The following is an 18,428-nucleotide window of genomic DNA, read 5'->3' on the forward strand; positions in this document are numbered from 1 at the left end:
CCATACCGCCGCGAAGGAGCCTCCGCGTGAGTGAAGCAGTCGACTGGGAACATACGGTCTTCATGCTGCTCGCCCCCGATGCCCTCGCCCGCCACCTCGGCGGGCAGATCGTGGACCGGGTGGTCGACCAGGGATTCCAGCCAATGGCGTGGCGGGTGCTGTGGCACCGGCCGGCCAACCTGGACGCGTTCCACGAACGCAACATCACCCAGGTGTGGAAGGCGTACCTCTACCGTCTCGTCGACCAGCTCTTCGACTTCGGCCCGACGGTGGCGCTTCTGGTCCGCGACGTCCGGCCCGATCCGCGACACCCCAGCCACGCCCGGCTGCGCCTGGCCAAAGGGGCGAGCGATCCTGCTGACGCGAGCCCTGGCACGATCCGTGCCGACCTCGGCTCCATAAACGTCATGCTGGCCCTGATGCACAGCTCCGACACCCCTGCCGACTCCCAACGGGAGAGCGCGGTCTTCACCGACAGCCAGTTCGGCGTCGGGTCCGGCGTCGGCGGGCGCGGCGGGTACGACGGCGGCGACCCGGCCGACCTGCGTACCCTGCTCGATCTGCTCAGCCGGAGCGCTCCCGCCGAGCGCCGGGGATATCCGCAGGTCCTGGCCGGTCTGCGCGCCCGGGTCCTTGCCCTGGCCTGGCCAGGGCTGTCCGACTCCGCCCGCCGCAGCGCGGCCGACCTGCTGGCCGGTGACCTCAGCGGTCTCGCCGCCGCCGGGGCCGGCGAGAAGGCCGCCGGGCTGCTGGCCAGCGGGCATCCCCTCGCGCCGATACTGACCGCCGAGTTCACCCCCGACCAGCCCGGCCCCGACCCGGCCCGGGTGCAGGACCTCCTCGCTGTCCACGGCGCCCGGCTCGACCCGTGGGAACGCCTCGTGCTTGCCACCTCACGCCGGTTTGCGCCGCGCCGGTGACGCCGACGCCGGGATCAGGACGTTCGCTGTCCAGGGATGAGGACGGTCGTCGACGCGGCGGCCCGCGCCGTGGCCATCAGCTCAGGATCGGTCGAGTGCAGCCAGGCCGTCAGCGGCGTACCGACGCATCCCCGGTCCTGTTTGGCCCGCGCCGCGCCCTGTCCGTAGCCGATCCGGCGGACACCCTGCGCCGAGGCGATCGGGACCGCCCCGTAGAACGCCGTGCCGAAGTACGCGAACCTCGACCGGCGATCGGTGTAGTCGTAGCCGAGGGCCAGGCACTGCCACTCGTCACCGAACGGTGCGAACAGCGCGAACCCGACGACGGCGTCCCCGGCATCGGCGAGGACCACCTGGGCGCGGCCGCCGGCGACATCCTGCAACAGCGATTCCAGCCGGCCGCGCTCGGCCGCCTCGTCGCAGCGGCCCCGGTACTTGCTGACCAACTGGCCGCGCAGTCGGGCCAGCACCGGTACGACCGGGGGGATGGCATCGCCGTGCAGATGACGCAGCCGTACGCCGTTGGCGGTGAGCCGGGCCAGCTCGCGCCCTGCTTCCGCTGCCCGTTTGCGGGGCAGCGACGCCAGGTAGGCGTCGAAACCGCCGTCGCGCACCGGAAGCTCCCAGGTCAGTGACAGTGGCATCGCCACGAACCCGGCTGCGGACAGAGCACCGGTCAGCGCCGTCGCCTCCGGTCTGGTGTAGAGGAACGCCACCGTCGCGATGCCGGCGTCCGCGGCCCAGTCCAGGATGCCGTCGACGGCTGCAGCGAGCGCGGCCGGGCTGTTCGCCGCCGGTCCGACGGGGAGGCATTCGTAGCCGGGCAGCATCACCAGCAGGTTCGGCGTCCAGCGGGACGGCTCGGGCGCGGCCCGCCTCGACAACTCGGCTCGCGCGGCACGTGACGCGTCGGTCAGCGGCAGCGCGGGAGCCGCACTGACCAGTACATGGTGCAGGTCGAACACTTCACCGGGCCGGGGGACGGGCTGCACGGTGGCGTGCAGGGCCAGGCACGCCGCGTCGCCCTGTTCGACAACGAAGGTGAGCGTACGCCCGCCGAGCCGGCCCGCCATCGCACGCAGCCAGCCCGGTGTGGTCAGCATCGGCCCGTCGGCGGCCAACCGCTCCCACTGCGGGGCGATGCCCGAATGGACGCGTAGCCGGTAGCTCACAGCCGCATCACGTAGGCGTCGAGCCGGCGGGCGGTCAGCCCGTGCCGACGTTTGAAGACGTCGTTGCTGCGCCCGCCCTCCAGGATCGGGCGGCCCAGCCGCAGCGCCAGCCGGACCGACTCGGCGAACAGCGCCGCGTACGGGCTGGCGTTGCCGTCGACACGGTATTCGACACCGCAGGTCCAGGTGTGGAAACGGCGCTGGTCGGTCAGGCACACCCCGGCCGCGACCAGCGTGCCCCGTTGACGGATGCGGAGCACGTGCGCGGCCGGGCCGAGGGCGGTGACGAACCGGGTGAACGTCTCGGTTGGGTAGAAACCGGCGTTGCCGAAGCGGGCGGCGGTCCGGTCGCACAGCTCGGCGATCTCGACCAGGTCCGCGCCGTCCGGTGTGGTCACATCGCAGACGAAACCGGCGTCGGCCGCCCGGCGCTCGTTGCGGCGCAGGTTGGCCCGGGGCCGGGGAGCCAGTCGGGCAAGGTAGTCCTCGTACGAGGTGAGGCCGGTCAGGTCGGTGGAGTAGCGGTCCACCAGGTGCCGACCGGTCAGCCCGGCGGCGGTGAGTGCGGTCGCCGTCGGGCCTGACGAGTCCACATTGACCAGCCCGTACCAGCGGGCCCCCCAGTTGCCGGCGAGCCGGCGCAGGGTGTCCAGCAGTTCGGTGACCACGTCGGTCCGGGCGACCGCGCCGAGCAGTTGGGTGTCGTAGCAGTGCCAGACGTGGCTGAGCAGCGCGCTGTCCCGTTCGATGCCGGGATGCAGGCGCCGGAGCCCGCCGATCGGGTCGGCGAGGCGGTGCAGCGCGACCGGCAGGACGGCCACCGGTCGCCCGGCCGGTTCCCGGGCCATCAGGTAGCCGAGCCGATCCAGTGGCGCGAGCGGCGCGTCGTGGTACGCCGACAGGTAACCGTCCTGATAGAAGATCGGCGTGTCACCGCTGCCAGCGACCGCTTCCCACCCGGCCCGCGCCGCCGCCCGGGGGTCGTCGTAGTGGTCGACGACTATGGAACGGCCCATGATCGCACTGTACCGGACACCGGCGGGCATCTATGGTTGCACAATGGCGTCAGTCTATTACCACACGAAGGTCGGCACGACCGAGGAATTGGCTGCGACGGCGGGGCAGCCTCTGGTCGACGTGTTACGCCGCAACGGCATCCCGGTCAACTCCGTGTTGAGCTGGCGCGATGGGCAGGTGGTGTCGGAGGACACCACGGTTGTCGGCGCCGACGACATCATCGAAGTCCGGCAGGTCCGGCATTACGATCTGAATGTGATGCGCCGCCCGAAACGGCAGGTCTACGGTGTACCCAACCCGGTCTACACCAAGAGCATCGTTTTCGACGACAAGGGCGCCATCGAGGTCCGGGGCGAGCAGTTCGACGCTCCCGCCTTCATCCAGTACGTCGAGGAAGCCTTCGTCGACAGTGTCCTGTCCCGGGAGGTGATGCGCGACGGTGACCACGTGATCGTCGGGCTGTCCGGCGGGCGGGACAGCGTCGCCTACCTGACCCTGCTGGAGCGGACCAGGGACCGGCTGCCGCCACTGAACATGACGGCCGTGACCATCACCGGCCTGCCCGACTGGGAGGAGCCGGCGACCTTCGCCGCCGCCCGTGCCTCCGGCGAACGGCTCGGGATCGAGCAGGTCATCGTCACCGCGGCGGACGTGGAGCGGGTGTTCCGGCTACGCGGCACGTTCGTCGACTCGATGAACGAGATCGTCAGCGACGAGGGCAGCCACCTGACGATGGTCATCGGCCACCAGGTGCTGCGGCGGATGCTGGAGGAGGAGGCACACGCGCGCGGCGCCGGGGTGGTGGCGTTCGGCTTCAACGCCGACGACCTGCTGGCCAGCATGGTGACCTGGATGACCAGCGGATTCCGGATGGGTGGCATCCCGACCCGGCAGATCGGCGGCCTGCGGTACATCTTCCCGCTGTACCGGATCACCAAGAAGGAACTGACGCTCTACCTGGAGTTGGTCGCGCCGGAACTGAACCGGCAGGGCACCCCGGGGCGGTTCACCACCGGGCCCGACGAGCGGTCCCTGGCGTACGGAATGACCGACCATCTGCTCGATTTGTGGCCGGGCATCGACTACTACATGTTCTCCGCGTTCGAGAACATGCAGCGCTACATGTTCCCCTTCATGGAGGCGGCCTGCCGCGTCTGCGGCGGGGTCTACCTGCAGCAGGAAGGTGTCGCCAACGCACCGGACCTCTGCGACGTCTGCGACTTCTTCGCCCGTCGCGAGCTCACCACCGTGTCCTGACCGGCATGCCGCCGACCCCGTGGTACGAGCGCTACTTCACGGCCGACTACTGGACGTTCGCCGACGACGAGTACACGGCCGAACGCACCGCCGCCGAGGTCGCCTACCTGGCGGACGTCCTGGCCACCCACGCACCCGGCCGGCGGGTGGTCGACCTGGGCTGCGGGGTCGGCCGGCACGCCGTCGGTCTGGCGCGTAGGGGCTTCGACGTCATCGGGGTGGACGTGTCCGGGTACGCGCTGCAGCGGGCCGCGAGCGCCGCCGCCGCCGCCGATGTCACCCTCGACCTGCGCCGGGTGGACCTGCTCGGCGCGCAGCCACCCGGGTGGGGGCTGCCCGACGTCGATGCGGCCATCTGCGTACAGGCGTTCGGCTGGGGGTCCGACGCCGACCAGCTCCGGCTGCTGCGCACGGTTCGCCGCCTGCTGCCCGCCGACGGTCTGCTGATCCTCGACCACTCCAATGTGCTCGCTATTGCCCGGCACTACCGGGACGAGGCACACGCGGACATCGGCGGCACCGCGTTCCACTTCCAGCGCCGCTACGACCCGGCCACCGGACGCAGCAGCGGCCGGGTCATCGTCCGCCGGCCGGACGGCACCACCGCCGTCCTCCCCGACGACGTCCGCCTCTACCACCCGACCGAGGTGGGCACCCTGCTGACCCGTGCCGGGTTCGCCGTGGCCCGGACCGACGCGGACTTCACCGCAGGTGCCACGCTGACCATGGACACCCGCTACGTCCAGTACGTCGCCCGACCGGCACCGGTGGTGGCCTCGGCGCTCGACGGCCACCGCGCGCCAGCGCCACCAGGCCCGTTGCCGAGCCCGCCACCGGGCCCGTTGCCCGGCGACGGCCCCGCCCCGGTGCCGCTCGACCTGCGCGCCGCCCCCGACGAGGCCGAACCGGTCGAACTCGCGCTGGCCGCCGCGTGGGCGTCGCTGCCCGCCGGGCCGGCCGCGATCCAGCGGGCCCGCCGCTACGACCTCGCCGACCCGTACGCCTCGCAGCGGCTCGCGCCGATCGTCGCCGCGTACCTGCGCTGGCCGCCGGGCCGGCAGCTGCCGCCGGACCGGGTCACCGCTGGCGCCGGTGCCACCGGCCTGCTGCACGCGCTGGCCCGGCTGGGCGACGGCGGCACCGTCCTGGTCGACCTGGCCGGCCATCCGGAACTGCCCGGCGCCACCGGTGGCCAGGTCCGGGCCACGTCGCTGCGCGACCCGGCGGACGCGGTGGCCGCCGTGACCCACCACCGGCCGGTGCTGACCGTCGTCGACCGGCCCGGCCTGCTCGGCCCGATGTGGACCGGGGACCAGCTGCGCCGGGTCGCGCAGGCCTGCGCAACGGTCGGCAGCGTGCTGGTCGTCGACGAGACGCTCGGTGCCTACCTGCCGCCCGACCGGAGCGCCGCCCCGCTCACCGACGAACTGCCCGGCACCGTCGTCATCCGCAGCATGTCCAAGGGGTTCTGTGCAGGCGGGCTGCGGGTCGGGTACGCCGTCGCCGCCCCGGACCTGGCCGATGTGGTCCGGCAGGTGGCGCCGCCGCTGGCGGTCAGCGCACTCGCCCTGGACCTGGCCGCCGCGCTGCTCACCCAGCAGGATCCGCTGGCCGCACTGCGGGACCGGATCGCACAGGTGAAGCCGTACGTCGAGGAGCAGTTGATCGCCGCCGGTCTCACCCCGCTGCCGACCGACCCCCGGCTGCCGTGGCTGGTCCTGCCCGGCGACGATGAGGTACGCCGGATCCTGGCCGCCCGAGGAGTGCTCGCCAAGCAGGTGCCGTCGCTGGCACCCGGTGGCCCACCGGGCGCGCTGCTGCGGCTGTCGGTCCCGCTGTCCGAGGCCCGCCTGGCCGCCTTCACCACCGCGTTCGCAGCCACTTCCACCGCCGCCCCGACGGACCGCCGATGAGACTGCCCCAGCTGGTCGCGGCGGTGCACGACGGCATCGACGTCGACGCTGCCATGGTCGACGTCGCCGAGGTCGCCCGGCACGACCGCTACCAGGCCTCGGCCGGGATCCACGCCGCGGCCGGGTACGTCGCACAGCGGGCGGCGGACGCCGGCCTGCGCGACGTCACCGTGCACACCTTCCCGGCAGACGGGGCCCGGCGGTGGTGGACCTACCAGGCCCCGATGTCGTGGACCCCGGTGCGGGCCAGCCTCCGGCACGGCGGCGAGACGCTGATTGACTACCCGGCACAGCCGTACACCCTCGCGGCGTACTCGGCACCGATCCCCGCCGGCGGCGTCGCCGCACCACTGCTGCGCTGGTCGGCGATGTGCGCCGGCACCGACCCGACCGGCGCGCTCGTGCTGCTGGACGACGTCCGCGTACCGTTTCCGGAATGCGCCCGGCGGGCGGCGGCCGGCGGCGCCGTCGCGGTCGCCGCAGACCCGCTCAGCGCCCGGACCGACCGGCTCGCCGACCAGGTCGGCCGGCTGGAACTGCTGCCCGGCACGGCGTTGGCCGGCTTCAGCCTCACCGCCGCGCAGCTCGCCAGGCTCAGCGCGGCCGCCGACCGTGGCAAGGCGGTCACCGTCGAGGTGGCGGTGGCCGGGTCGACGGCCACCATGCCGGTGGTGACCGGCGTGCTGCCGGGCGACGGCAGCGGCGACGAGTTCCTGCTCTCGGCGCACCTGTGCCACCCCCGGCCCAGCGCCAACGACAACGCCTCCGGCGTCGCCGCGCTGCTCGCGACCGCCCGGCTGCTCGGTGCCCGGCCAGTCGGCGGACCGGATCTGCGTTTCCTGTGGGCACCGGAGTTCGTCGGTGTCGCCGCGTACCTGCACGATCTTGTGGGCGGCGGTGCCGTGGCGCGGCCCAGCCTGGCGGTCAACGTGGACATGGCCGGGCAGGACCCGTACCGCTGCGGCAGCTCGCTGGTGATCGAGCGGGGGCCGGACGACGTACCGTCGTTTCTGCCGGCTCTGGCCGGACGCTGCGCCGAACTGGTGCCGGCACGGGCCCGGTCCTACAGCGGCGCGGTGCCGTGCGATCCGGGGCAGGTGGTCACCGCGCCGTTCTCCGGGGGTTCCGACCATGCGCTCGTCTCGGATGCGCCGACCGGGTGCCCGACGGTGTCCTTCGGGCACTGGCCGGACCGGGCCAACCACACCTCGGCGGACACGCTCGACATGGTCGACCCGGCTGAGCTGCGTCGCACCGTCACGGTGGCGGCGTCGACCGTGGCGGCGGTACGCGGGCGCGCGGACCCGGCGTTGGCCGCCGACGTCGCCGACGCGTGTGCCGGCTGGGCCGCCGGGCACATCCTGGCGGCGCTGCCCGGCCGGCAGCGTCCGCCGGCACCGTATCCGTACCGTGACGACGGCAGCCCGGTGCTGGACCCGGCCGGCGACGCCGCGTCGGTCCGGCGGGTGGCCCACCGCAGCGAGATCGCCGGCAGGTGTGTCAGCACGCTGACGTACGCCGGGGTGCCGGTCGGGGAGATCGTCCGTACGGCGCGCTGGCTGGCCGACGTGTCCGCCACCGCTGCCGACCGCGCGCTGTGCGTCGAGCCGTCGGCCGACGACGAGGCGTCGGGTACGGTGCTGGCCCGCGCCGCGCTCGGCCCGGTCAATCCCCGGACGCTGGCCGCCACCGACGCTGACCGCGCCTGGCTCGCCGAACGCCTGGCTGAGGATCGGGGCGGCAGCCACGCCCGCGTACTCACGCTGTTGCGAGCAGTCGACGGCCGGCGTGGCCGCCGCAGCGCGGCGTGGTGGGCGGCGCTGGCCGGCGAACTCCCTGTCTCGGTGGCGTTCGCCGACCGGGTCTTCGACATGCTGCACCGGGCCGGCTGGGTCGTCCCGGTGCCCGATCCTGAGGATCTCGACGCGGCTGAGGAGATCGATGCGACCCGTCATCCTGCGTGACCGCAACATGCGGCTGCTCCTTGCCGGTCAGGCGTTCAACATGTTCGGCAGCACGATGATGGTCATCGTGTTGGCGATCTGGATGAAGGACCTCACCGGATCCACCAGCGCCGCCGGCCTGGTCTTCCTGCTCATGGCGATCGCCGTGCTGCTGTCGCCGTTGACCGGCCTGCTGGTGGACCGCCTGCCGCGCCGGTGGCTGATGACGGTCAACGACGGGGCGATGGCGGTCCTGATCCTGGCACTGCTGACAGTGGACAGCGCGGCCGACGTCTGGCTGGTGTACGTCGTCACCTTCCTGTACGGCTGCTCCGGGCAGATCTACCGGGCCTCCCGTGGCGGACTGCTGCACTCGATGCTGCCCGACGACAGCCTCGGCAACGCCAACGGCGTACTCAGCAGCCTCAGTCAGGGGATGCGGGTGATCGGGCCGGTCGTCGGCGCCGCGCTCTACACCACCAGCGGTATAGAGGCGGTCATCCTGGTGGACGTCGCGACGTTCGCCCTGTCCGTCGCGTCGCTGGTGCTGCTGCGCCGGCCCCGGGATCTGGTCCGGTCGGCCGCCGCCACGCAGCGGGGCTCGCTGGCGACCGAGGTCGTCGCCGGGGCCCGGCACGTGGCCCGCCATCCGGTCATCCGGCGGATCGTCGTCGCCAGCGCGGTCGCGTTCGGCGGTGCCGGCATGATCAACGTGGCTCTGTTCTCGCTCGTCAGCGATGGGCTGCAGCGTCCGACCGCCATCATCGGGATCCTCGGGGGCGTCCAGGGTGCCGGCAGCGTCGTCGCCGGTCTCCTGGTCGGTCCCGCGATGCGCCGCTACGGCGAGTACACCGTGGCCTGCGCCGGCTTCCTGCTCAACGGGGTCGGCCTGGCGGCGGCCAGCACCGCCACCCTGACCGGAGTCGCAGCCGGGGCGGTCCTGGTCGGGTTGGGGTTGCCGCTGATTCTCGTCGCCGAGGTGACCCTGGTGCAGCGGCGCACCTCCGCCGAGCTGCAGGGCCGCGCGATCGTCGCGTCTGAGGCGATCATCAATACGCCGTACGCCGTATGCATCGGTGTCGGCACCCTGGTCGTCGGCACAGTCGGCTACCGGCCGATCTACTTCGCGGTCGCTGCAGTCTTCATCCTGGTGGGGGCCGCGCTGTTGCCGTTCCGGGCCCAGACGAGCCCGCAGCGGCCGGCTGACGTCTCGCCCGTCGGCATCGCCTCATAGCAGCCCCGTGTCCTAGCCGCCGCGTGTCCTGGCGGCACGGCAGTCTCAGCGGCCCCGCCAGATCGCCAGCGGCACCACCGTCTCGTCAGGAGAGTCGGCGCCGTGCTCCCAGCTCAGGCTGGTGTCCGGCACGGGGAAGCGTTCGTCTGCGGCGATCGCGATCACCGGGCCTACCCGGTCCCGCAGTGCTTCGTCGGTGGCCACGATCCGAGCCGAGGAGCCGAGTGCCGCAGCGAGTCGGCCGCCAAACTCGCCTTCGTCGCCGGGGGCCGGGTACAGCCACCGGACCCGGCCCGCCCCGCCGGCCGGGAGCAGCCGCCGTGCCGGATCGTCCAGAGCGGCCCAGGCCCGCACCAGGTCCTCGTCCGGGGTGCACCGGACCTGGCCGTGGTCCGAGTGGCCGATGACCGTCCAGCCGGCCTGCGCCCACCGGGCTGCCCGGCTGCCCAGCTCGGCCATCGCCGCCACGGCTCGTTCGTCGTAGCCGTGGCGGTGCAGGTAGTCGTCCAGGTTGACGTAGGTCCACAGGAGCATCGGTTGCCGCCGCCGCACGTCGCCGGCCTGCCCGCCGATCTGCTCGTCGACTTCTTTCATCGCGGCGTCGACCAGCAACGCCGGGTCGCGGGCCTGCCGGGCGAGCGTCTCCGACGGTGCAGCCGGGACGACGGTCGCGCCCCGGAGCAGCGCCTGCGCCCATGGGCCGGGTAGGTGGGCGATCTCCCGGGCCACCGCGCGGCACTGCACGCCGTCGCCTGCAGCCCGGTCGAAGATGGTCGGGTGCTCGATCACGAGTCTGGGGTCGCCGCCCGGGTCGGCCGGCCCCTGCGCCAACACCCGGCCGGTGACGGCGTACACCAGAGTGCCACGGCCGGGCACGCGATAGACCATCCCCGGTACGCCGTGCTGCGCCGGCCCGACTCCGGTTATGGCGGTCAGCCACGCAGTCGTCGACGTGCTCGGAAACGTGCTGGCCAACTTGGTCAACTCGGCGGTCCGCCAGCCTGCCGCCAGCGCCGCGTCATATGACAACCCGTCAACGGCAAGCATGATCACCCCACGGCGCGCCCGCGACAGTTCGTCGCAGACGACGTCGGGAATGTCCGCCAAGGAGGTGTACGTGGCCGACGGCACAGATCTTCTCCTCCTCCCCGGCATTGTGGATCATCGGCGCCACCGCCGCCGCCAGGCTGGCCGGCACCGACGCCACCATGTGAGGCTGAGATACCTTTCGACCGGGGCGGATTCAACCGGTCGTCGCAACAGTGGGTGTTCATGCTGCTGACGGGGCTGATAGTAGCTCGGCGAGGGCCTCGGCCGGGGTGCGGACACCGAGTGTCTTACGGGGGCGCCCGTTCAACTCGGCGGCGACAGCGGCGAGATGCTCGGCACTGTGGACAGAAAGGTCGGTGCCCTTCGGGAAGTACTGCCGCAGCAACCCGTTGGTGTTCTCGTTGCTACCCCGCTGCCACGGCGAGTGCGGATCGCAGAAGTAGATGTCGATCCCGGCAGCGATCGACACCTCGACGTGGCGGGCCAACTCCCGGCCCTGGTCCCACGTCACCGACCGCCGCAACTGCTCGGGCATTGTCCGGATCGCCGCGATCAACGCATCCCGCACCTGCACCGCGTCGCGCCCGTCGGGCAGGTGCAGCAGCATGCAGAACCGGGTCGACCGCTCCACCAACGTCCCGATCGCCGACGCCTGATTCCGGCCGATGATCAGGTCGCCCTCCCAGTGGCCGGGCACCGCCCGGTCGGCGACCTCCGCCGGCCGGTCCCGGATGTTGACCATGTCCGACAACCGGCCCCGCCGCTCACGCTCACGCCGACGCGGCCGCCGCAACGCCCGCCCCGTGCGCAGACACGCCGCCAGTTCCCGCCGCAACGCGCCCCGGCCCTGCACGTACAACGACTGGTAGATCGTCTCCGGTGAGATCCGCATGCTCTCATCGTCGGGGAACGCGGCCACCAGCCGCAGACTGATCTGCTCCGGTGACCACCGCAACGTCAACCAGTGCTGCACCACCATGTGTAGCCGCTCGTCGGCGGCCAGCTTCGCGACCTTCGGCCGTCTTGCCCGTTGCCTGGTCATCTTCTCGGCAGGTCCGGCCCGGTAGGGGCCCCGCCAACCCTTGTTGCGGGTGACCTCCCGACAGATCGTCGACGGCGAGCGACCCAACCGGGTCGCGATCGACCGCTGCGACTCGCCCCGCGCCAAGGCCAGGGCGATCTCCTCCCGCTCATCGAACGACAGGTAGCGGCCCGACGCCGCTCGAGGTCCGTTGCTCTTCACCCCACCAGCCTGGGCGAACCACCGCAGCTCAGTGGGATGGGTGACCCCGGCGTGTCGTCCCGCCTCCTCGTTCGACATCCCCAGCCGGACGGCGTCCCAGAACGCGACCCGCCGGAACCGGGGCAGTGATCTAGACATCGCAACTCCCTTGATCAACTCAGGTGTTGCGACGACCCCTTGAACCCGAGCCGGTCGAAAGGTATCTCAGCCTCACATGATCTTGATGATCCCGGCTCGGCGGGTGTAGGGGGAGGGGGCCGGTCAGGGTGAGCCGTGCGGGAGGACCCGGTAGCCGAGTTGCTGGCCGTAGGTCATCAACGGGCGCAGGGTGGGGACCAGTTCGGTCGCCTCGGTGGACCAGTGGTGTCCCCGGTTGCCGTCGAGTCGGCGGTGACGGGCCGATGTCGTCTGCCGTTGTTGGTGCAGCTCGCGTCGCAGGTGGTGCAGCCGGTGGGAGGCTGTGGACCGGCCGGAGCGCCAGTCGAGCCAGCGTAGCCACCAGTCACGTAGCATTTCGGTGATCATTTCTCTCCCTTGATCAATTGGTCGATGGTCGGGTTTCTGCGCGCCGGGGCAGTCGGTAGAGTCCGTGGCGCTGGACGAATATCTCCCGCCGTTCGGCGGCGTTGCCGTACCGGTCGATGACGTATCCGGCCAGCCAGATCCACCCGTCGTAGGTCCATTTGCGGTCGACGGCGATGACCCGGAGTCGGATGGCGCGGTCGTCGGCGAACTGGACGCTGGCTTGCCGGCCGATGATCAGCACGTCGCCGGGTTTCGGCTCCGGCGTGGCGAGCAGCCGGCTACTCACCGGGCCGATCCGCTATCGGGTAGGTCGTACGCCCGCAGTCCGGGCACCACCTGGACTTGACCTTGAATGACCACAGCCCGGCGCAGAAGCCCAGCAGCGCCGCGCCGACGACTGCCCCGATTCCTAGCATGGCCGCATCCTCCTGTCGCAGGTGTCGATGGCTTCGAGATCGAAGATGAGCGCGTCTGCCGCGTGTAGTTCCTCGATCAGGTCGTCGAAGAGGTCGCTGTGGTGTGCAGAGAGGGTTTCGTGGGCGGGGACGATGACGTGGTGGGCGTCCTCGACGAGGAGGTCATGCATCAGGCGGTCGAACGCTGCTCGACTGGTCGCGCGTTCGATGAAGACAGCGGTCAGGTCGTAGCCGTGGCTGTCGGCGAACTGCTGCATGCGTCGCTCGGCTTGGTCCACGATGGCGTTGCTCGTGTTGGCGTGCGGCGGCAGTAGGCGGATGTAGCCGTACAGCGGCAGTCTCATGGGTCTAGTTCCTCCTGCAGGGTATGGACCTGGACGCCGGTGTCTTCCAGCGCGTCGAGAAGGTGGCGCTGGACCACCGGGTGCGTGGAGAGGTGCGCAAGGCTGGGCGTGATCACGCGCCGGGCGTCGGAGCGGCCGATCTCTTCGATCAGTGCGGTGAGGGCGGGGCGGTTCAGCGCGGTGTCGTACTCATGGAAGAGCCCCGCTAAGCAGTAGCCCTCCTGCTCGGCCCAGAACTTGAGGGCGAGTTCCATCTGCCGGATGTCGCCGTCGAGGGCGTCGAGGTCCACCCGCAGGTAGCCGTACATCAGCGGCTTCACCATGGAATGCCCCCTTCGAGTCGAGCGGGACCGACGACATGTGCCTGCTCGGGCGACCCCTCGCCGGCTGCTGGGCGGTGCGGCACGCCCAGGTACCGAAGACGAGTAGAGCACTGCGTGTATCGATCTACAAGACTTCATTTAGGGCACCCAGAAGTACGTCATAGAGAGCGAAGCATGCATTGCAAAACAGGCGTACGGGTGCTTTCATCTTGAGTGACAGGGTCGCCTCACCGTGAGGCGAGGAGCGGAGGATGAGACGTGGCGGAAGGAGCGACAGGGTCAACGGTGCCGAGACGGCAACTGGGTCGCTGCCTGCGTGATCTCCGGATGCAGGCCCGGTTCACGGTCAGAGCCGCCGCCTCCGCTCTGGAGTGGAGCGAAGCGAAGATCTGGCGGATCGAGACCGGGCAGACGTCCATGCGGTCACTCGACGTCGAGCAGATGTGCCGCGTCTACGGCGCGTTGGCCGAGACGACGACATCGCTCATGGCTCTCGCCAAGGAGACCAAGAGCAAGGGCTGGTGGCTGTCTTACGCAGACATAATCAACGAGGGCTTCGACGTTTACATCGGCCTGGAGGAGTCCTGCAGTCAGTTGCGGTGGTACGAAGCTGAGCTCGTGCCAGGACTACTGCAAACTGCGGACTACGCCCGCACGCTGATCGAGGCCGACAACCCCGGCACGGAGCCGCGCGAGATCGGCCGACGGGTTCAACTCCGAATCGCTCGGCAAACGCTGCTCACCAGACCGGTCGCGGCACCGGAGCTGAGGGTGGTGCTCAACGAGTCGATCCTCCGGCGGCCGGTGGGCGGGCGGGAGGTCATGAGCGCCCAGCTGGAACGGCTGATCGCCGTGAGCGAGATGCCGAACGTGGCACTCAGGGTGCTGCCGTTCGCGGTCGGGATGCACGCCGGCATCATGTCGGGTCCGTTCGTCGTGCTGGAGTTTCCCACCAACGGCAACGGCCAGGCGACGGAACCGCCCACGGTCTACGTCGACGGGTTCACCGGTGCTCTGTTCCTGGACAAGCCGCATGAGATCGACCGGTACGAGGGAGCATTCAGCAACATCTGGGACGCCTCGCTGGATGAGCGGGCGTCGAGGCAGGCAATCAGGGACGCGATGAAGGAGATGGGCAAGTGATCACTGGCGACGTTTCAGCGGCTCGTTGGTTCACGTCGAGCCGGAGCAACGGACAGAACAACTGCGTCGAAGTGGCCGACAACCTTCCGGGACGGGTCCTGGTCCGGGACACCAAGAACCGCGACGGCGGCACCCTGGCCTTCGGCCCGTCCGCGTGGCGCTCGTTCATCGAGGTGGCGAAGCGCCACCACTGACGGCCTGACGGCTATCTCGGCGAGACAGCCGGAGAGCGCCGACCCTGCCTCGGTAGGGTCGGCGCTCCTGCATCGCGCGCCGGACGCGGTGAGTCAGGGCCGCCTGATCGCCGGCCGGGTTGGTCGGTTCGCTCTGCGCTGCGAAGGCTCCGTCATGCCGTCCGTGAGCGCGGACCCTTCGCGGAGCTGTTTACGCAGCTCAAGTACTGTTCGAGAGTGGACGTCGGTGGCGTTTGGGCTGTCGTCGTGCTCTCTCCAGGCGGACCCTTCGCGGACCGCTCGCTCCGCCGCAGGTCAGGAGGGGTAAAATCGGTACCCTGTCGCAGCTCTCTCGGGAGCTGCCCTTCATTGAGGCCCGGTCAGCTTGCGGATGTCGACCTGGCGGCGGCGGCCGGGTCGCAGCTCTCTCGGGAGCTGCCCTTCATTGAGACGGTGTGCATCGAGACTCCGTCTCTCTGGCACCTCACTGCCCAGGAGTGGACGTCGATCGGTGGAGATGATCCAGTGAGCAGCGCACCCAGTTGGCGTACCAGCACCTACTCCGAAGCCGGCTCGTGCGTCGAGGTGGCCGACAACCTGCCCGGTCGGGTCCTGGTTCGGGACACCAAGGACCGTAGCGGCCCGATGCTGATCTTCGGCCCGTCCGCCTGGCGCTCCTTCGTCGAGCTCGCCAAGCAGCACCACTGATCCAACATCCCAGCAGCGGGCCGAGCTCCAGAGGCTCGGCTCCCCAAGTTGGCCGGTGCCTCCGCTGGTGTCAGTCCAGTTGGGTCACGACGCGGCCGTCGGCGTCGCGGCCGACGACGGCGGTGATGTCGGAGAGGTTCATCCCGTCGCGCTCATGCTCGCTACGGGGAAGCCAGGCCGCGTACGCGCCGATCTGGCGACTTCGGGTGGCGGGGAGCCGGTGTACGGCGGCCGTGGCGGTCTGGCCGAACATGGTCACGGACACGCTGGTCACGGCACCGCGTACGGACCCGACCAGGATGATCTTCCGCTGCTGCGGGTCAAGCGGGGCGACGTACGGCATCGGCTTGGTGGGCAGCAGCGGCGGACCGACCGTGTCCAAAGCCTCCGGCGCCGGATCGCAGAAGACGAACTCGTTCTCCTTGCCCTCCCTGCGCTTCTCGTCGACGCGGGCAACGCGCACGCAGAACGAGTCTTCAGCGAGCCAGGCGGCGGTCTGCCAACCCGGTACGCGGGCATCCAACACCACGGGCTGTCCGACGGTTGGGGTCGGCGGGGGCGCCTCGGGGGCGAGAGCAGTGACAGCGCAGCCTTGCACGGCGAGTAGCCCGCCTACGACGGCCATGGTGATGGAGGGACGCATGCCGACAGTGTCGCCTGCATGCCACGGCGATGGGCGTCGCCGGGGTGGGTTCCCGGCCAGCCTGTTGTAGCCGGGAGCCGTCGAGGTGAGGCTTACGCACGTTAAAACGCGAACTTAAGGTATCTCAGCCTCACCTCGGCGCGGTGCTGAGTTGCCGGCGACCCCGCCCGAGCTGTGGCCAGGGTCAATCAGGTCGTGAATCTCCCCGCCGCCGTCGCGTAGCTCTTCGACCGCTTCGGCCAACCGCCGAGCATTGGCGAGGCTGGCCATCAGATATACCGTCTCTTCCAGCGACCCGTGCCCATGCCCCGAGTCGGCCACAGCGGCCTCGCGGCCAGGCAGGCCCGCCGTGGCAGGCAGTTCCTGCTTACCGGACTCGACGGCCTGCTCGCCACCGGATCGCTCGATGTGGGCCGCGCGAATGTCGCGCCAGCGTCCGCAACTAGTCATTGCTGCCCTTGGTTGGCTTCAGATCTCCGCCGCCTCGGCGGCCATCCTTACTATGTCTCGGTAGTCCTCTTCGGTGTCAGTGTGAGGGCTGCTGAGAATGCGACCAACCTTTTGCCTACCGACACGCTGCCTCCAGTTGGGCGGGGTGATGCAGAAAATGTGTCGTGAGTTGACTCTAAGTCATCTTGGGGCGTGTTGTTGAGTTCATAGTGAATCAACATTCATGCTCACGATCGTCCTGATCGTTTTCGAGAGAAGAGACCGGCCGCCGACCAGCAGAGCCCGGTGGTTGAGCCGAGCTGCGCCAGCCTTCCACTACTCAGGATCAGCGTCGTTTGACCTGCAGAGGGGCGGTGTAGGTGTCGCGGAGGGCGGTGAGGCGGTCGCGGCGGAACCGGCCCGGTTCGCGTCGTCGCATCCGTCGTCCCGTGTCGCTGGTGATGGTGTCGGCCGGCACCTCGTCGGCGTCGGCCGGGATGAACTTCATCGCCTCGTCGAGCGCGGCGACGGCCCGGGACAGGGCAGCCGCGGCCCGCCGCCGCTGTGCTGGATCGAGCGTGACCGGGTCGGCAGCAGCAGGCCCGGCAGCAGCAGGCCCGGCAGCAGCAGGCCCGGGAGCGGCAGGCCCGGCGGTGGCGAAGTCGGCGGGGACCAGGGCGGCGTACCGGTCGGCGACGGCAATCCACTCGCCGGGGTCGATGAGCTGCGACGGCTCCGGGCCACCGTACGAAAAAGCAGCGCCTGCCGGCGGGTGCACCGGCTCGGCGGGCAGCCGGAACAGGAACTCCCGTGCGGTGCCGCAGCCGGCACAGCTGCCCTGGTAGCGGGTGGCCAGGTCGCCGTCGGTGAGCGCGACCACCTCGACCTGCGGCTCGAACCGTGCTTCACCGCAGCCGCACGGATGCAGCTCGACGTAGAGGCGTGCTTCGGCGCTGCTGCGCGCCGCTGGCAGGACGACGCTCACAACACGCCGCCGACCGCCGCCGGCACCCCGCCATGAGCACCAACACCAGCACCAGCACCAGCGACGACACCAGCACCGGCGGCGACACCGACGCCAGCACCAGCGGACGGCGTGCCGGTCGGAGCGGTGTCGGGCCGGACACCCGGGCGGACGTGGTACCGCAGCCAGTTGGCCATCAGCCGCCGAGAGGTCGCGACGATCTGCGCCTCACGGGCGTACAGGGTGGCGGTGAAGGCGTCGAGGTCGGCGTCGTCCGGGCCGATCCAGCCTTCGCGGACCAGCGCGCCGCGTCGGCTGCGGGCCAGCGCCGAAATGATGCTCGCGGTGATCTCGGGGTGGGCCTGGATCGTCCGTACGGTCGGGCCGATGGCCAGCGTCTCGTTGCGGTAGACCCGGCTGTACGCCAGCTCGACGACCGCCCCCTCGACGGCCCGCGCCGGCACCTGCTCGACCACATCGACGTGCGAGGTGAACAGGTCGAACTCGTCGGGCAGCCCGGTGAACAGCGGGTCGAGCCGACCGGCCGGGGTCAGCCGTACCGTGTCGACGCCGAACCGGCGGCCGTGCCCGCCGATCGCCGCCCGGCCGCCGATCGACTCCGCGCGGGCCTGGTGTGACCAGCAGATGTGCAGCTCCGGTACGCCGGCGGCAGCGGCGGCGCGGAAGAACTCCTTGGTCCGGGTGATCCACGGCAGGTGTTCGTACGCGGAGTGCCCGGAGCCGCCGCCGATGACCGCGTCGGCTTCGATGGTGTCGGGCAGCGGCTGCCCGTCGGCGACGTCGACGGTGACGATCTGCGTCGGGTCCAGCCCGGTCGCCTCGGCGATCCACTGCGGATAGCTGGGGAGGCCGAGGGCGGTCAGTGCGGCGCGTTCCTGGGTATTGACGAAGAGCAGTCGGATCCGGTCCCGGATTTGGTGGGGCGCGCGCGTGTGGTGGGGCACCTGCCGGAGACTACCGCCCAGGTGGAGATCATCGGCCGATCGGTCG

Annotated in this window: 19 protein-coding genes and 1 pseudogene; 8 read left to right on the plus strand and 12 right to left on the minus strand. The window is 70.7% G+C overall.

Going from position 1 to position 18,428, the window contains the following annotated elements:
• Window positions 1-26: 26 nt before the first annotated feature.
• Complete coding sequence (locus tag O7553_RS28470; protein ID WP_281552625.1) at window positions 27-920, plus strand: nucleoside-diphosphate kinase; 894 nt, start codon at window positions 27-29, stop codon at window positions 918-920.
• Window positions 921-934: 14 nt separating this feature from the next.
• On the opposite strand, the gene O7553_RS28475 is transcribed toward O7553_RS28470, so the two are convergent.
• Window positions 935-2,092 carry a peptidogalycan biosysnthesis protein gene (locus O7553_RS28475; protein WP_281552626.1) on the minus strand — a complete coding sequence of 386 codons (1,158 nt, stop codon included), beginning with the start codon at window positions 2,090-2,092 and terminating at the stop codon, window positions 935-937.
• Window positions 2,089-3,108, minus strand: a complete 1,020-nt coding sequence (locus O7553_RS28480; RefSeq protein WP_281552627.1) for a GNAT family N-acetyltransferase — start codon at window positions 3,106-3,108, stop codon at window positions 2,089-2,091. Before O7553_RS28480 ends, O7553_RS28475 begins: the two co-directional genes overlap by 4 nt.
• 43 nt (window positions 3,109-3,151) lie before the next feature.
• Between O7553_RS28480 and O7553_RS28485 the strand changes: the two genes are divergently transcribed.
• From O7553_RS28485 to O7553_RS28500, 4 genes are read left to right on the plus strand one after another with little or no spacing between them, the layout of a single operon-like run.
• A complete protein-coding gene (locus O7553_RS28485) occupies window positions 3,152-4,366 on the plus strand; it encodes a hypothetical protein (protein ID WP_281552628.1) in 1,215 nt (404 codons plus the stop codon).
• Window positions 4,367-4,371: 5 nt separating this feature from the next.
• Window positions 4,372-6,279, plus strand: coding sequence for an aminotransferase class I/II-fold pyridoxal phosphate-dependent enzyme (locus tag O7553_RS28490; RefSeq protein WP_281552629.1), 1,908 nt, complete (start codon window positions 4,372-4,374; stop codon window positions 6,277-6,279).
• Window positions 6,276-8,243: a DUF4910 domain-containing protein gene (locus O7553_RS28495; RefSeq protein WP_281552630.1), complete on the plus strand. Its 1,968-nt coding sequence runs from the start codon at window positions 6,276-6,278 to the stop codon at window positions 8,241-8,243. The genes O7553_RS28490 and O7553_RS28495 overlap by 4 nt, the downstream gene beginning before the upstream one ends.
• On the plus strand, window positions 8,221-9,456 hold the full coding sequence (locus O7553_RS28500) for an MFS transporter (protein WP_281552631.1): 1,236 nt from the start codon (window positions 8,221-8,223) through the stop codon (window positions 9,454-9,456). The genes O7553_RS28495 and O7553_RS28500 overlap by 23 nt, the downstream gene beginning before the upstream one ends.
• Window positions 9,457-9,501: 45 nt before the next feature.
• On the opposite strand, the gene O7553_RS28505 is transcribed toward O7553_RS28500, so the two are convergent.
• The 6 genes from O7553_RS28505 to O7553_RS28530 all read right to left on the minus strand — a co-directional run bounded on the left by O7553_RS28505 (window position 9,502) and on the right by O7553_RS28530 (window position 13,357).
• Window positions 9,502-10,587: an alkaline phosphatase family protein gene (locus O7553_RS28505; protein ID WP_281552632.1), complete on the minus strand. Its 1,086-nt coding sequence runs from the start codon at window positions 10,585-10,587 to the stop codon at window positions 9,502-9,504.
• Window positions 10,588-10,726: 139 nt separating this feature from the next.
• Complete coding sequence (locus O7553_RS28510) at window positions 10,727-11,887, minus strand: IS30 family transposase (RefSeq protein ID WP_281552633.1); 1,161 nt, start codon at window positions 11,885-11,887, stop codon at window positions 10,727-10,729.
• 123 nt (window positions 11,888-12,010) lie between these two features.
• On the minus strand, window positions 12,011-12,274 hold the full coding sequence (locus O7553_RS28515; protein WP_281552634.1) for a hypothetical protein: 264 nt from the start codon (window positions 12,272-12,274) through the stop codon (window positions 12,011-12,013).
• Between the two features lie 13 nt (window positions 12,275-12,287).
• Window positions 12,288-12,560, minus strand: a complete 273-nt coding sequence (locus O7553_RS28520; RefSeq protein WP_281552635.1) for a hypothetical protein — start codon at window positions 12,558-12,560, stop codon at window positions 12,288-12,290.
• Window positions 12,561-12,683: 123 nt separating this feature from the next.
• Window positions 12,684-13,034 carry a recombinase family protein gene (locus O7553_RS28525; protein WP_281552636.1) on the minus strand — a complete coding sequence of 117 codons (351 nt, stop codon included), beginning with the start codon at window positions 13,032-13,034 and terminating at the stop codon, window positions 12,684-12,686.
• Window positions 13,031-13,357, minus strand: coding sequence for a recombinase family protein (locus O7553_RS28530; RefSeq protein ID WP_281552637.1), 327 nt, complete (start codon window positions 13,355-13,357; stop codon window positions 13,031-13,033). The genes O7553_RS28525 and O7553_RS28530 overlap by 4 nt, the downstream gene beginning before the upstream one ends.
• Window positions 13,358-13,642: 285 nt before the next feature.
• Between O7553_RS28530 and O7553_RS28535 the strand changes: the two genes are divergently transcribed.
• The 3 genes from O7553_RS28535 (at window position 13,643) to O7553_RS28545 (ending at window position 15,381) form a co-directional block, all read left to right on the plus strand.
• Entirely contained in the window at window positions 13,643-14,500 is an 858-nt protein-coding gene (locus tag O7553_RS28535; protein ID WP_281552638.1) for a helix-turn-helix transcriptional regulator, read from the plus strand.
• The gene (locus O7553_RS28540; protein ID WP_281552639.1) at window positions 14,497-14,694 is read left to right on the plus strand and encodes a DUF397 domain-containing protein; all 198 of its coding nucleotides are present in this window, start codon (window positions 14,497-14,499) and stop codon (window positions 14,692-14,694) included. The genes O7553_RS28535 and O7553_RS28540 overlap by 4 nt, the downstream gene beginning before the upstream one ends.
• A 504-nt stretch (window positions 14,695-15,198) precedes the next feature.
• Complete coding sequence (locus O7553_RS28545; protein WP_281552640.1) at window positions 15,199-15,381, plus strand: DUF397 domain-containing protein; 183 nt, start codon at window positions 15,199-15,201, stop codon at window positions 15,379-15,381.
• Window positions 15,382-15,451: 70 nt separating this feature from the next.
• Here the strand turns inward: O7553_RS28545 and O7553_RS28550 are convergent, their stop codons facing one another.
• From O7553_RS28550 to O7553_RS28560, 4 genes and pseudogenes are all read right to left on the minus strand, one after another.
• Complete coding sequence (locus tag O7553_RS28550; RefSeq protein WP_281552641.1) at window positions 15,452-16,024, minus strand: hypothetical protein; 573 nt, start codon at window positions 16,022-16,024, stop codon at window positions 15,452-15,454.
• 348 nt (window positions 16,025-16,372) lie between these two features.
• Window positions 16,373-16,474 (minus strand): annotated as a pseudogene (locus O7553_RS30250) (transcriptional regulator); the annotation flags it as partial.
• 325 nt (window positions 16,475-16,799) lie between these two features.
• Complete coding sequence (locus O7553_RS28555) at window positions 16,800-17,438, minus strand: hypothetical protein (RefSeq protein WP_281552642.1); 639 nt, start codon at window positions 17,436-17,438, stop codon at window positions 16,800-16,802.
• Window positions 17,435-18,382, minus strand: coding sequence for a type 1 glutamine amidotransferase (locus O7553_RS28560; RefSeq protein WP_281552643.1), 948 nt, complete (start codon window positions 18,380-18,382; stop codon window positions 17,435-17,437). The genes O7553_RS28555 and O7553_RS28560 overlap by 4 nt, the downstream gene beginning before the upstream one ends.
• Between the last annotated feature and the right edge of the window lie 46 nt (window positions 18,383-18,428).

It is taken from the genome of Solwaraspora sp. WMMA2059 (assembly GCF_027497315.1).
In the GTDB taxonomy this organism is placed as follows: domain Bacteria; phylum Actinomycetota; class Actinomycetes; order Mycobacteriales; family Micromonosporaceae; genus Micromonospora_E.

Excerpts from the sequence above, each read along its gene's own strand:
- O7553_RS28525 (WP_281552636.1), bottom strand. The coding sequence starts at position 13,034 with ATGAGACTGCCGCTGTACGGCTACATCCGCCTACTGCCGCCGCACGCC.
- O7553_RS28515 (WP_281552634.1), bottom strand. The coding sequence starts at position 12,274 with ATGATCACCGAAATGCTACGTGACTGGTGGCTACGCTGGCTCGACTGG.
- O7553_RS28500 (WP_281552631.1), top strand. The coding sequence starts at position 8,221 with ATGCGACCCGTCATCCTGCGTGACCGCAACATGCGGCTGCTCCTTGCC.
- O7553_RS28480 (WP_281552627.1), bottom strand. The coding sequence starts at position 3,108 with ATGGGCCGTTCCATAGTCGTCGACCACTACGACGACCCCCGGGCGGCG.
- O7553_RS28490 (WP_281552629.1), top strand. The coding sequence starts at position 4,372 with ATGCCGCCGACCCCGTGGTACGAGCGCTACTTCACGGCCGACTACTGG.
- O7553_RS28495 (WP_281552630.1), top strand. The coding sequence starts at position 6,276 with ATGAGACTGCCCCAGCTGGTCGCGGCGGTGCACGACGGCATCGACGTC.
- O7553_RS28510 (WP_281552633.1), bottom strand. The coding sequence starts at position 11,887 with ATGTCTAGATCACTGCCCCGGTTCCGGCGGGTCGCGTTCTGGGACGCC.
- O7553_RS28530 (WP_281552637.1), bottom strand. The coding sequence starts at position 13,357 with ATGGTGAAGCCGCTGATGTACGGCTACCTGCGGGTGGACCTCGACGCC.
- O7553_RS28550 (WP_281552641.1), bottom strand. The coding sequence starts at position 16,024 with ATGCGTCCCTCCATCACCATGGCCGTCGTAGGCGGGCTACTCGCCGTG.
- O7553_RS28485 (WP_281552628.1), top strand. The coding sequence starts at position 3,152 with ATGGCGTCAGTCTATTACCACACGAAGGTCGGCACGACCGAGGAATTG.